The sequence below is a fragment of the Pseudaestuariivita sp. genome (assembly GCF_052825805.1).
The window spans coordinates 26,951-39,931 of record NZ_JBRBVB010000015.1 but is presented as its reverse complement, the minus strand read 5'-3'; the positions used below and the strand labels follow the sequence as shown (position 1 = coordinate 39,931).

The window sequence follows — 12,981 nt, the reverse complement described above, 5'->3', positions numbered from 1 at the left end:
GGTGCCGCGAGGGGTAAGGTGGGCGCCGCCCACCCTGCGCATCGCGCGGGGGTTATGCCTCTTTCTTTTGCAGGCGGCGGCGGTGCAGGACCGGCTCGGTGTAGCCCGAGGGCTGGCCCCGCCAGTCGAAGACCAGATCGCAGGCCGCCTGAAACGCGAGCCCCTCAAAGCCGGGCGCCATGGGCGTGTAGGCTGGATCATCCGCGTTCTGCTGATCGACGACCGCGGCCATCTTGCGCAGGGCGGCCATGACCGCGTCCCGCTCGATCACGCCGTGGTGCAGCCAGTTGGCGAGCGCCTGCGAGGAGATGCGGCAGGTTGCCCGGTCCTCCATCAACCCGACGTCGTTGATGTCGGGCACCTTGGAGCAGCCGACGCCCTGGTCGACCCAGCGCACCACGTAGCCGAGGATGCCCTGCGCGTTATTCTCGATCTCGCGGGTGATCTCGTCGGCGCTCAGGTTGCGGCCGGCAAGTAGCGGCAAGGTCAGGAGATCCTCGAGCGTGCCGCGAGCGCCGCCCTTCGCGATCTCGTCCTGCCGGGCCAGCACATCGACCTTGTGGTAATGCGTGGCGTGCAGCGTGGCGGCGGTGGGCGACGGCACCCAGGCGCAGGTCGCGCCGGACTGCGGGTGGCCGATCTTGGCTTTGAGCATCTCGCCCATGCGGTCAGGCATTGCCCACATGCCCTTGCCGATCTGCGCTTTGCCTTTGAGCCCGCAGGCGAGACCGATGTCGACGTTGCGGTCCTCGTAGGCGTTGATCCAGGGCGTGGCCTTCATCGCGCCTTTCGGCAGCATCGGACCCGCCTCCATCCCGGTGTGGATTTCGTCGCCGGTGCGGTCGAGGAACCCGGTGTTGATGAAGGCGACGCGGTGTTTGGCGGCGGCGATGCAGGCGGTGAGGTTGGCCGACGTGCGGCGCTCTTCGTCCATGATGCCGAGCTTGACGGTGTGGCGCGGCAGGCCGAGCAGGTCCTCGACGGCGCCGAACATCTCGTTCGTGAGCGCCACCTCGTCCGGGCCGTGCATCTTGGGTTTCACCACGTAGACAGAGCCTGCGCGCGAGTTCTTGCGCCCCTCCTTACGGCTGAGGTCGTGCAGCGCGATGGTCACGGTCATCAGCGCGTCGAGCAGACCCTCGCTGATCTCGGCGCCCTCCTCGTCCAGCACGGCGGGCGTGGTCATCAGGTGACCCACATTCCGCACGAGCATCAGCGCGCGCCCCGGCACGGTGATCTCACCGCCATCCGGCGCGGTATAGCTGCGGTCATCAGCAAGCACGCGGGTCACCTCCATCCCGCCCTTGGAAAAAGTTTCGGAGAGGGTTCCCTGCATCAGGCCCAGCCAGTTGGTATAAGCCTGCACCTTTTCGGCGGCATCGACGGAGGTCACGCTGTCCTCGCAATCCATGATCGTCGACACGGCGGATTCGAGGATGACGTCGGCGAGGTGCGCCGGGTCGTCCTTGCCGATGTGGTGGCCTGCGTCGATCACCAGTTCGATGCCGAGCCCGTTGTGGCGGAGCAGCACGTGGAGCGCGTCGCCGTCTTTGCGCCAGCCGGCCAGCTGCGCCGGATCGGCAAGCGCGGGGACCAGCGCGCCGTCCTCGATGGCGTAGCCGGTTGCGTCCGCGTGGGACCCTTCGGCAAGCGGCGCGGCAGTGTCGAGGAACCCCTTAGCCCAGGCGATCACGCGCGCGCCGCGCTCGGGATCGTAACCCTTGCCGGACGGCAAGTCGCCCAGCGCGTCGGTCCCGTAAAGTGCATCATAAAGCGAGCCCCACCGCGCGTTGGCGGCGTTCAGCGCGAAGCGCGCGTTGGTGACCGGCACCACCAGCTGTGGCCCGGGCAGGCTTGCGATCTCCGGGTCGACGTTCACCGTCTCGACGGTGACCGCCTCGGGCTCCGGCACAAGATAGCCGATGTCCTTGAGAAACGCGGTGTAAGCGTCAGCATCATGCGCGGTGCCACGGCGTTCGAGGTGCCAGGCGTCGATCTGAGCCTGCATGTCGGCCCGGGTCTGCAGCGCGGTCGCAATGCGCGGGCCAAACGTGCCATGCAAGTCGCTCAGCCCGGACCAGAAGGCGTCCTTGGACATGTCCAGACCTGGCAAGACTTCGTCCTCGACAAAGGACACAAGGCGTGGATCGACGGTGAGCGCAGCGCGGGGCTCGAAAGGCATGAGAGAGGCTCCATTAGGCAGATGGCCAACAGGGATGACTTGCGAAAGTTTCCGTTGCGAAACGACGTTTCCTAATTTTGGTCAAGTCGCCTAACCAATTTAGACAAGGTGTGCAACGGCATACGCTGCCGATTTGCGCAACACTCCGAATTGCGCGGCGGGTTGGTTCGGCTTGTGGCGCTCCCGGCGCCCGTCTACTCTGCCGCGAAAACGCGCGCAGAGCGCCAGGACAACCGGAGAGACCCCATGCCCGAAGGCCCCACCTACGGCTTTGACACGTTGCAAATCCACGCGGGCGCCCGGCCCGACCCGGCCACGGGCGCGCGGCAGACGCCGATCTACGCCTCCACGGCCTACGTGTTCCGCGACGCCGAGCACGCCGCGGCGCTCTTCAACCTGCAGGAGGTCGGTTACATCTACTCGCGGCTCACGAACCCCACGGTGGCGGTGCTGCAAGAGCGGATCGCCACGCTCGAGGGCGGCGTCGGCGCGGTCTGCTGCTCCTCGGGACACGCGGCGCAGATCATGGCGCTCTTCCCGCTGATGAGCCCGGGCTGCAACGTGGTGGTCTCGACCCGCCTCTACGGCGGCACGATCACCCAATTCAGCCAGACCATCAAACGGTTCGGCTGGTCGGCCAAGTTCGTGGACTTCGACGATCTGGACGCGGTCAAGGCGGCGATTGACGACGACACCCGCGCCGTCTTCTGCGAGGCGATTGCGAACCCCGGCGGCTACATCACCGATCTGGGCGCGATTGCCAAGATCGCCGACGGCGCGGGCCTGCCGATGATCGTCGACAACACCTCGGCCACGCCCTATCTCTGCCGCCCGATCGAGCATGGCGCGACGTTGGTCGTGCACTCGACCACCAAGTACCTGACCGGCAACGGCACTGTCACGGGCGGCTGCGTGGTCGATTCCGGCACGTTCGACTGGTCCGCCTCGGACAAGTTCCCGTCGCTCAGCGAGGCGGAACCTGCCTACCACGGTCTCAAGTTCCACGAGACGTTTGGCCCGCTCGCCTTTACCTTCCACGGGATTGCCATCGGCCTGCGTGACCTCGGCATGACCATGAACCCGCAAGGCGCACACTACACGCTGATGGGGATCGAGACGCTGTCGTTGCGGATGCAGAAACATGTCGAGAACGCTGCCGAGATCGCCCAGTGGCTCGAAAAGCACGAGGCGGTCGAGGCGGTCACCTACGCCGGGCTCAAATCCTCGCCCTATTTCGACCGGGTCAAGACGATCTGCCCGAAGGGCGCCGGCGCGCTCTTCACCGTGGCGCTCAAGGCCGGCTACGACGGCTGCGTCAAGTTCGTGAACGCGCTCGAGATTTTCAGCCACGTCGCCAACCTCGGCGACACGCGCAGCCTGGTGATCCACTCTGCCTCCACGACTCACCGGCAGCTGACACCAGAGCAGCAGACCGCAGCAGGCGCCGCCCCCAACGTCGTGCGCCTGTCGATCGGGACCGAGGACGCCGAGGACCTCAAGACCGACCTCGACCGGGCGCTCAAGGCGTCGATGTAAAGGTCGATATAAAGAAAGCGGGCGGGCGCCTCACGTGCCCGGCCTTTTCGGCCTCATGGCGCGATGGCAAAGACCATCGACACGGTGGCCGTGAACGTCAGCTCACCCGCCGCCACCGGGACACCGGCGTCCGAGGCCATCTCCATCCGGGCCATCTTGGGGGCTGCAAACCCGCCCCCACCCAGCGACATCGACAAAACCTCGCCCAGCGTCAGTCCAGCCGTATCCGTCAGCAACCCCGCCGTGCGCATCGCCTCCCGCACCGCCGCCTGCCGCGCCGCGTCTTCCAGCGGCTGCGGGTCCTGCACGCCGAACGTGAGCCCGCCGAACTCGTTGGCGCCATCGGTCAAAAGCGCGTCGAGGAGTGGGCCAAGGTTCTCCAGATCGCGCACCCGCAAGGTCAGCTGATTGCGCGCGGTATACCCGGTGATCTTGCGCCGGTTTCCATTGTCGTCATAGCGCGACCACTCCGGGTTCAGCTGCACCGAGCCGGTCTGCACATCGCGCGGCTCAAGGCCAAAGGCCGCCACCCGCTCCAGCATCGCCCGCGCGCTTTCCGAGGTCTTGCGCATGGCCTCCTGCGCCGCGGCATCGGTGTGCACCACCGAGACCGAGACCGTCGCCATATCCGGCACTGCCGTCACCTGACCCTGCCCCGTCACCGCGATCTGCGGCACGTCCTCGGCCGCAGCCGTGTTTGCGACCCATAGGCCGAAGACTGCCACCAAAGTCCAAATTCCTGCTCTCAGGCGCATTTCTTAATCTCCCGCTTACCAAGCGTCCGTAGGACTAGCAGAGAACCGCCCCCCGCCGGGGGCCTTTTTCTTTCACTCGGCGGGATGCTGCTATAAGTTAACGCCCATGCGCCGGGACGACGTCCGCCTCCGGCTCCACAAGCACGAGACCCGCACGCCGCATGTCGCCACCTTTGCTCAAGATCGACTTTGCCCTGTCGCTGTCCTTCGAGGGCATCCGGCTGCTCGAACGGGCCGCTGACGGATGGCACCTGCTTGGGGATGTGCCGCTTGATTCGCCCGACCTGCGGGCTGCGCTGGCCGAAGTCCGCTTCCGCGCCGAGGCGCGGGGAACGGCGCCCGTCACGGTCAAGCTGATCATCCCGAACGAGCAGATCCGCTACCTCGACACGGACATGCCAGCCGGCGACGAAGCAATCGACGAGGCGGTGCGCACAGCGCTCGACGGGGCAACGCCCTACCCCGTGGCTGAACTCGCCTACGACTACGTGGCCGCCGACGGGCGCCTTCACATCGCCGCGGTCGCGCGCGAGACGTTGCAGGAGGCCGTCGGCTTTGCCCGCGACCACGCCTTCGATCCCGCCGCCCACGTCGCCATCGCGCCGGACGGCACGTTCGACCGTGAGGTCCTCTTCGGCGCCGTCGACAGCTCGCGCAAGGTGGTCCCGGACCCTAAACCGATCGCCGTGACAGGCACGGTTGGCGTCACACCAAGCGAGCACGACACCGGCTTCACCGCCTCCGCGTCAGCGTCCATCGGGCACGCCCCGGCAGAGACCGACCCGGAGCTCGTCGACGCGCTCGCGCCCGCAGGCGAGCGCGACGGTCAAGACCACGCAGCCGCGGCAGGTGACGCCAAGAACGCTGCGCCAGAACCAGCGCCCCTGGCGGCAGCGCCCACGATCACCATCGACGAGGCGCAGCGGGAGCCTCTGGCCTCGACGGAAAGCGCCTCGGACGCGCCCGCATCTGTGGCCTTTACCTCCGCCCGCGCGGCAGAGCCGTCCGAACTGCCGGAACCCACCGCTCCCGAGGCCGCCGCGCCAGAAGCCGCACTTGAAGCCGACACCGAAGAGCCCGCCGTCACGGCACCGGTCGCACCACCTCCGCCTCTGCCTGACGGCGCAGCGCGTCCTGATGTCCCGGTCCCGACCAAGGCACCCACCGGCCTTGGACCTGCACCCAAGGCACCGATCAATTCCAAGCTGACGACGCCGGGCGGGTTCACCTCAATCCGCGGCGCGCAAGCCAAGGCGCGTGCTGCGGCCCCTGCGGTCAAGGCGCCCGCGCCAGCCAAAACGCCGGAGCCGCCGGCAACAACCGCCAGCGTCAGCGCGCCCGTCATTCCCATCGACGGCCCTTCTGCACCTACAACAGCTTGGCCGGACCAAGGCAAACCGCCGCCCATCGCAGCCACCGACGGAGCCAAGTCAGGTGGCTTCTTCAGCCGCAGCCTGCGCGCCTCGAAAACCGAGCCGGAGGCAAAACCCGCACCGACCCCGCCCCTGCCGGCGCCGTCGCAGTCCGTGCCGTCTGCGGCAACGGTGGACGAGTCCGAGCGGATGACCGTCTTTGGCGCGCGGAACGACACGGGGCGCGGCAAGTCGCGCTATCTGGGTCTGCTGCTTACGGTTCTGCTGCTGGTGGTGCTCGTGGGCGTTGCGGCGATGGCCGCCGTGTTCGTCGACGAGCGCATCGCACGTTTCTTTGCGCCCAAGCCCGACGTGCCGACTGCCGCCGAACTGGCCGAGGACGACATCCCGCTCATTCCCGCACCGACCGCGCCTGCCGGCGAGGCGCCCGTCGAACTCGCGGCGCTGTCGAGTGTGACATCGGACTCTGGCCCCGACACGCCTGGCCTGCGGGAGACGCTCAGCACGCCTGCGCCCGCCGCGCCGCCGCTCTCCGAAGACGAGGCGCGGGAGCAATACGCGGTGACGGGGATTTGGCAGATCGCGCCCGAAGCGCCTGGCGAACCGCAGCGCGTGCCCCTTGGCGATGTATATGAGCCGAGCCTCGACCCGACGGTCCCGGCCCAGGACGCGGTTGCCCTGCCGGATGCCAAGACGCTGGACCACGACACCGCGCTTGGACCCGTGAGCGCGCCGGCACCCGCCGGTACCTTGTTCGACCTAGATGCGCGGGGGCTGGTGCGCGCGACACCCGAGGGGGCGCTCAGCCCCGATGGCGTGCCGGTCTATGCCGGGCGTCCGCCGCTGGTGCCGCCGATCATCACGCGCGACGGCGCGGCGGTCGAGGCCGACACCGACGCCAATGCGGCAGCTGCCGCAGCCGAGGAGCAGCGCAGGCTGGCTGCGGTGCGGCCCTCGACGCGGCCTGAAGGATTGATCGACGCCTTTGATCGGGCGCAACTCGGCGGACGTACGCGGGCAGAGCTGGCCGCTCTACGCCCGAAACTGCGCCCGGCCTCCGCGCAGCAAGCGGCGCTTGCGCGGATCGAGGCGGAGCGCGCCGCCGCCGAAGTGGCCGAAGAGCTGGCCCAGACCGAAGAAGAGCGCGCGGCGCGCGAGCTGGCCTCGGCCAGCGCCTTTGCCGTCGCCGCGTCGCGTGAGCCGCAGACGCGGCCGCGCAACTTTTCCCGGATCGTCGCCCGCGCCGTCCGGCAGGCTCCGCAGGCCGAGCCCGAGGAGACCACGCGCGTCGTTGCGCAAGTCAAGCCCAAGACGGTCAAGCCGCCCGCGCCCTCGCGCAACTCGGTGACGCGCAATGCGACGGTCAAGAACGCCATCCGCCTCAACCGGATCAACCTGATCGGGGTCTATGGCAAGCCGTCCTCTCGCCGGGCGCTCGTGCGCATGGCCAACGGGCGGTACAAGAAGGTGAAGGTCGGAGATCGGCTCGACGGTGGGCGGATCAGCGCGATTGGCGAGGACCAGCTGCGCTACACCAAGAGTGGGCGCGCCGTGACGCTCAAGCTGCCGAAGACGTGAGGCGTCCTGGCCGAGCGCGGGCTGCCAGTGATGCTAATTTAGGTATTTGAAAACCGGAGAAGGACGCAGGTTGGCGCCCTTCTCGTATGTTGTGCGCGGGATAGCCGGGGTCTATTCCGCGGCGGTATCGTAGGCGCCTTCGGCCATTTCTTCGGCCTCGATCGACTCGAAGAGCGCCTTGAAGTTGCCCTCGCCAAAGCCGTCGTCGCCCTTGCGTTCGATGAACTCGAAGAAGATCGGGCCGATGACCGTTTTCGAGAAGATCTGCAGGAGGATCTTGGTCTCGCCGCCATCGACGACGCCTTCACCGTCGATCAGGATGCCGTGGGTCTTCATGCGGCCGAGCGGTTCTTCGTGGCCCGCAACGCGGGTTTTCGACAGCTCGTAATAGGCGTCCGGCGGACCGGGCATGAAGGTGACACCCTTTTCGGCGATCGCGTCGACACTGTCGTAGATGTCGCGCGCGCCGACGGCGATGTGCTGGATGCCTTCGCCCTTGTACCGCTTGAGGTAGTTGACGATCTGGCCGGTCTCGCCGCGGTCCTCGTTGATCGGGATGCGGATGCGGCCGCAGGGCGAGGTCAGCGCGCGGGAAAAGAGCCCGGTGTATTTGCCCTCGATGTCGAAGAACCGGATTTCGCGGAAGTTGAAGAGCCGCTCGTAAAAGCGGAACCACGTGTCCATATTGCCCTTGAAGACGTTGTGCGTGAGGTGGTCGAGGTAGTAGAAACCGACGCCCTCGGGTTTGGAGGTGGCGAGCCACTCGAATTCGCCGTTGTAGGGTGAGGTGTCGTGGTATTGGTCGATGAAGTAGATCAGCGAGCCGCCGATGCCCACGATGGCCGGGACATCCATGGTCTTGTCTTCGCCGGTGTAGGGCTCTGCGCCTTGTGCGACGGCGTGGTCAAAGGCGTGCTGGGCATCTGCAACGCGCCAGGCCATCGACGGGGCGCAGGGGCCGTGTTCCTCGACAAAGCGGGCGGCAAAGCTGCCAGGTTCTGCGTTCAGCACGTAGGTGATGTCGCCCTGTTGCCAAAGCTCGATCCCCGGTTTGGATTTGTGCCGCGCGGTCAGCGCGTAGCCCATGTTGCGGAACGTCTCGCGCAGCGCCTCGGGCTCGGGGTGGGCGAATTCCACAAACTCGAACCCGTCGGTGCCGGCGGGATTGGCTTCGGTGATGGTGGATTGCGGTGCGTCGTGCGGGAAGGGACCCATGGAGCTCTCCTCAGTTGGTTAGTGCAAAGATAGAGCGACCGGCGTGCGGGGTTTGCGCATTGGATGAGCTGTTCGCGCGCTTCGAAGCGCGTTTCTTGCGTTTTTTAGCTCACACGTGCACAGTACTCGCATGATTGACGAGACAGACCGCAAATTACTCGCATTGCTCCAGCGGGACGCGACGCTGACCGCGCAGCAGATCGGAGAGGTGCTGAACCTCTCGGCCAGCCAGATCGGGCGGCGGCGGACCCGGCTCGAAGAGGCGGGCGTGATCGCCGGCTATCGCGCACGGCTCGAGCCGCAGGCGCTCGATCTCAACGTGCAGGCGTTCGTGCAGGTGATCCTGACGAGCCATCGCCCGGAGGTCGCCAAGGACTTTACCCGGCTGGTCACGCTACAGCCGTCGATCCTGAGCGTCTGGACGCTGACCGGGGAGGCAGATTACCTGCTGCGCGTGATTTGTGCGGACCTTGCGGCACTCAACGGGTTGATCCACGAGATCCTCCTGCCGCATGCTGCGGTGGCGCGGGTGCACAGCCAGATCGTGATGAACCAGCTCAAGGCGGACGCGCCCCTGCCGATCTAAACTTGGAAGACCACCATGATCTCGTTCCTGTCCCAAGCCGTCATCTACCTGGGCGCGGCGGTGATCTTTGTCCCGCTGGCGACGCGGCTGGGGCTTGGGTCGGTGCTGGGCTACCTGGCGGCGGGGATCATGGTCGGGCCGGTGCTCGGCCTGGTGGGATCGGAGACAGTGGAGCTGCAGCACTTTGCCGAGTTCGGCGTCGTGATGATGCTGTTCCTGATCGGGCTCGAGCTGGAGCCGCGCGCGGTCTGGAACATGCGGCACCGCCTGCTGGGGCTGGGTGTGACGCAGGTCGTGCTGACGACCGTGCTGATCGCGGCGGCGGCACAGATGCTGGGCCTGCCCTTCGCGACGGCGCTGGCGGTCGGCATGATCTTTGCCCTGTCCTCGACGGCGATCGTGCTGCAGACGCTGAGCGAAAAGGGCCTGATGGCGAGCCAGGGCGGCCGGTCGACCTTTTCGGTGCTGCTGACGCAGGACGTGGCGGTGATCCCGATCCTGGCGTTCCTGCCGCTGCTGGCGCTGCCGGCGATTGCGACGCTGAACCCGGACGGCTCGATCAAGCGTGCGGGGGAGGATCACCACGACGATCACCATGCGGCGATGTCGCTGGTCGAGGGGCTGCCAGGCTGGGGCGTAACGCTGGTCACCATCGGCGCGGTGTTGGTGGTGATCCTGGCCGGGCGCTACCTGGCCGGGCCGCTTTTTGCCTACATCCACCAGACGCGGCTGCGCGAGATGTACGTCGCGCTGAGCCTGGCGCTGGTGGTCGGGATCGCGTTCCTGATGACGCTGGTGGGCTTGTCCCCGGCGCTCGGCACGTTCCTGGCGGGTGTGGTGCTGGCCAATTCCGAGTTCAAGCACGAGATCGAGAGTGACCTCGAGCCGTTCAAGGGCCTGCTCCTCGGGCTCTTTTTCATGACCGTCGGGGCGGGCATCCAGTTCGACGTGCTGCTTGGCGCGCCGCTGCAGATCATCGGCGCAACGCTCGGAATCATGGTCATCAAGGGGATCGTGCTCTACGGCCTTGGCCGCGCGTTCAAGCTCAAACGGCGCGATCAGTGGCTCTTTACCCTGGGGCTGGCACAGGCCGGCGAGTTCGGCTTCGTGCTGATCTCCTTTGCGATCCAGCAATCGGTCTTGCCGGGTCCCTTGAGCGAGCAGCTCTTGCTGATCGTGGCGCTGTCGATGCTGATTACGCCGCTGCTCTTTATCCTCTGCGACGCTTTGTCACGGCGGATGGTGGACGAGGCCGAAGCTGTCGAGGAGGACGAGGTCGACGAGACCGGGCCGGTCATCATCGCGGGCGTCGGGCGTTTCGGGCAGATCGTGAACCGGCTGGTGCGCTCCTCGGGGCTCGAGACGGTGGTGATCGACAATTCTGTCAAGACGATCCAGCTGATGCGGCGGTTCGGCTTCAAGGGGTTCTTTGGCGATCCCACGCGGCTCGACATCCTGCGCTCGGCAGGGATCGACGACGCCCGCGTGCTGGCGGTCTGCATCGACGACGCGGACGCCGCTGTGCGGCTGGTGGCGGTCGCTCGCAAGGAGCGTCCCGACCTGCACATCGTGGCGCGGGCGCGGGACCGCAACCACGTCTACCGGCTCTACCGGGCGGGTGCGGACGACATCGTGCGGGAGACCTTCGACAGTTCGCTGCGCGCCGGGCGCTATGTGCTCGAGCATGCGGGGCTTAACGAGTATGAAGCGCACCGCGCGCAGGAGACGTTCTACGCGCACGACCGGCACGCTTTACTGGAGCTGGCGGAGCTCTGGCGGCCGGATGTGCCGCCGTCGGAAAACAAGCCCTACATCCAGCGCGTGCGCGAGCTGGAAGAGGAGTTGCAGACAGCCCTGCTCAACCAGATCGAAGTGGGCGACGCGCGGGATGCGGATGCCGAGGCGCACACGGACGCGCGGTCCAAGACGATGCCGGGGCGGCGGTAGGGTTGGGGATTCTTGACTTAAATAGCTCGAAACCGCTGTTCACGCGCGGATCCGGGGTGGCGCAATCGCGCCGCCCGTTTTGCCAGAGGCAAACCTACGGTTTGACGCGGGCGGGTCATGCCGGAGGCATGCCTTTGGCATGACGCGGCCTGACAGTGCCTGTCAGGCGGGAGCTTCGAGATAGGCCTAGGCTTATCTGGCAAGCGTCCGCAACTTTGGGACCTCTCGCAAAGAAACCGGCCTGCAGCGCAGACCGGTCCATTTGTGTAGCGAGAACAGGCTCAGGCCGCAGCGCGGGACATCAGCACTTCGTCGACCTTCTTGGCCGCGGTCACGTCATCTCCACCCGAAACCGCCGATACTTCCCGCGTCAGACGCTCTAGCGCCGCCTCGTAAAGCTGCCGTTCGGAGTAGCTTTGCTCGCGCTGGTCGTCGCTGCGGTGGAGGTCGCGGACCACCTCGGCAATCGAAATCAAATCGCCCGAGTTGATCTTTTGCTCGTATTCCTGCGCGCGGCGCGACCACATGGCGCGTTTCACGCGGGCCTTGCCCTTGAGCGTCTTCATCGCCTGATCGACCACGTCGGGCGGAGAAAGCGAGCGCATGCCGACCTCGACCACCTTGTTGGTGGGCACCCGCAGCGTCATCTTGTCCTTTTCGAAGGCGATCACGAAGAGCTCGAGCGACATGCCCGCGACCTCCTGCTCTTCGATCGAGACGATCTTGCCGACGCCGTGCGCGGGATAGACGACAAAGTCGTCGGGGCGGAAGGCGTAGGATTTCGCTTTGCTCATGTGGGGCCTTTCTCAGGTCGTGGCGGCGCTGGACGGACCAAAAACCAACCCCGCCGGGGTGTGCCCTGGCGCGTCAGTGCCGGAATCTGGTGCAGGACCGGAATGTGCAGACAAGGCGTCCGGCCAGCGCGTGAACTGGATCAATTATGTAAATAGCACAAAAATGGGGCAGTTTCCAGAGGTTACGCCGCAACGTCCTGCGAACAGAGTGTTGCTGCGTCCGCGGACGCGCCGGTTCAACCGCCCTCGCCGGCGGCCTCGCTGAAGTACTTCTCGAGCTTGCCAGCCTCGCCGTCGCGCTCTTCGGCTTCGGGCAGCGGGTCTTTCTTGGTGATGATGACCGGCCACTTTTCCGCGTATTTGCGGTTGAAATCGACCCATTCCTCGGCGCCCGGATCGGTGTCGGGCTTGATCGCCTCGGCGGGGCACTCGGGCTCGCAGACGCCGCAGTCGATGCACTCGTCGGGGTGGATCACCAGCATGTTCTCGCCCTCGTAGAAGCAGTCCACGGGGCAGACTTCGACGCAGTCGGTGTATTTGCAGGCGATGCAGGCGTCGTTGACGATGTAAGTCATGGGTGACCTTTGGGAGTGTCCAACAGGGTGGCGGTGTCAGTCGGGTTCGGCATAGCCCAGCCCCGCATCGCCTTCAAGATGCGCGTTGCGCACACGGTCGTGAGTGCGGCGGTCGCGCTTGGTGGGCCTGCCCTTGCCCTTGAACGCAGGCGCCCTCTCCTCTTTCGGAGGCGGCGGGGGCGTCAGGTCATCGTAGAGCGCTTGAGCCTCCGGCGCAGGACCGCGCCGCGTCGCAAGTGCGGTGATCGTCACGACGCGGATGATGCGCCCTTGGGGGAAAGTGAGGGTCTGGCCGGGGGTAATGCTTTGCGAGGGTTTCTTGGCATGCACGCCGTCGATGCGCACCTTGCCGTCGCTGATCATCCGGGCGGCGAGCGCGCGGGTCTTGAAGAACCGCGCGTACCAGAGCCATTTGTCGAGCCGAAGTTTCGCCTCCAAGC

At 66.4% G+C, this 12,981-nt stretch carries 10 protein-coding genes; 4 read left to right on the top strand and 6 right to left on the bottom strand.

Annotated features, from left to right (window positions below):
- Positions 1-52: 52 nt before the first annotated feature.
- Positions 53-2,182: a malate synthase G gene (locus ACU0B3_RS16245; RefSeq protein ID WP_446261924.1), complete on the bottom strand. Its 2,130-nt coding sequence runs from the start codon at positions 2,180-2,182 to the stop codon at positions 53-55.
- A 246-nt stretch (positions 2,183-2,428) separates the two neighbouring features.
- Here ACU0B3_RS16245 and ACU0B3_RS16240 point away from each other — a divergent pair, with 246 nt between their 5' ends.
- Positions 2,429-3,718 (top strand): O-acetylhomoserine aminocarboxypropyltransferase/cysteine synthase family protein, encoded by a 1,290-nt coding sequence (locus ACU0B3_RS16240; RefSeq protein ID WP_446261923.1) that lies wholly within the window; start codon positions 2,429-2,431, stop codon positions 3,716-3,718.
- Positions 3,719-3,771: 53 nt separating this feature from the next.
- Here ACU0B3_RS16240 and ACU0B3_RS16235 read toward each other — a convergent pair whose 3' ends face one another.
- Positions 3,772-4,443, bottom strand: coding sequence for an SIMPL domain-containing protein (locus ACU0B3_RS16235; protein WP_446261922.1), 672 nt, complete (start codon positions 4,441-4,443; stop codon positions 3,772-3,774).
- 191 nt (positions 4,444-4,634) lie between these two features.
- On the opposite strand from ACU0B3_RS16235, the gene ACU0B3_RS16230 reads away from it, so the two are divergent.
- The gene (locus ACU0B3_RS16230) at positions 4,635-7,424 is read left to right on the top strand and encodes a hypothetical protein (RefSeq protein WP_446261921.1); all 2,790 of its coding nucleotides are present in this window, start codon (positions 4,635-4,637) and stop codon (positions 7,422-7,424) included.
- A gap of 111 nt (positions 7,425-7,535) precedes the next feature.
- Here the strand turns inward: ACU0B3_RS16230 and hppD are convergent, their stop codons facing one another.
- Positions 7,536-8,639 (bottom strand): 4-hydroxyphenylpyruvate dioxygenase, encoded by a 1,104-nt coding sequence (gene hppD, locus ACU0B3_RS16225; RefSeq protein ID WP_446261920.1) that lies wholly within the window; start codon positions 8,637-8,639, stop codon positions 7,536-7,538.
- A gap of 130 nt (positions 8,640-8,769) precedes the next feature.
- On the opposite strand from hppD, the gene ACU0B3_RS16220 reads away from it, so the two are divergent.
- Positions 8,770-9,225 carry an Lrp/AsnC family transcriptional regulator gene (locus tag ACU0B3_RS16220; protein ID WP_446261919.1) on the top strand — a complete coding sequence of 152 codons (456 nt, stop codon included), beginning with the start codon at positions 8,770-8,772 and terminating at the stop codon, positions 9,223-9,225.
- A 15-nt stretch (positions 9,226-9,240) separates the two neighbouring features.
- Complete coding sequence (locus tag ACU0B3_RS16215; RefSeq protein WP_446261918.1) at positions 9,241-11,172, top strand: cation:proton antiporter domain-containing protein; 1,932 nt, start codon at positions 9,241-9,243, stop codon at positions 11,170-11,172.
- A 281-nt stretch (positions 11,173-11,453) separates the two neighbouring features.
- On the opposite strand, the gene ACU0B3_RS16210 is transcribed toward ACU0B3_RS16215, so the two are convergent.
- The 3 genes from ACU0B3_RS16210 to ACU0B3_RS16200 all read right to left on the bottom strand — a co-directional run bounded on the left by ACU0B3_RS16210 (position 11,454) and on the right by ACU0B3_RS16200 (position 12,979).
- The gene (locus tag ACU0B3_RS16210) at positions 11,454-11,966 is read right to left on the bottom strand and encodes a CarD family transcriptional regulator (RefSeq protein ID WP_446261917.1); all 513 of its coding nucleotides are present in this window, start codon (positions 11,964-11,966) and stop codon (positions 11,454-11,456) included.
- A gap of 236 nt (positions 11,967-12,202) precedes the next feature.
- Entirely contained in the window at positions 12,203-12,541 is a 339-nt protein-coding gene (fdxA, locus tag ACU0B3_RS16205; protein WP_446261916.1) for a ferredoxin FdxA, read from the bottom strand.
- 36 nt (positions 12,542-12,577) lie between these two features.
- Positions 12,578-12,979 carry an RNA-binding S4 domain-containing protein gene (locus ACU0B3_RS16200; RefSeq protein WP_446261915.1) on the bottom strand — a complete coding sequence of 134 codons (402 nt, stop codon included), beginning with the start codon at positions 12,977-12,979 and terminating at the stop codon, positions 12,578-12,580.
- Positions 12,980-12,981 lie beyond the last annotated feature (2 nt).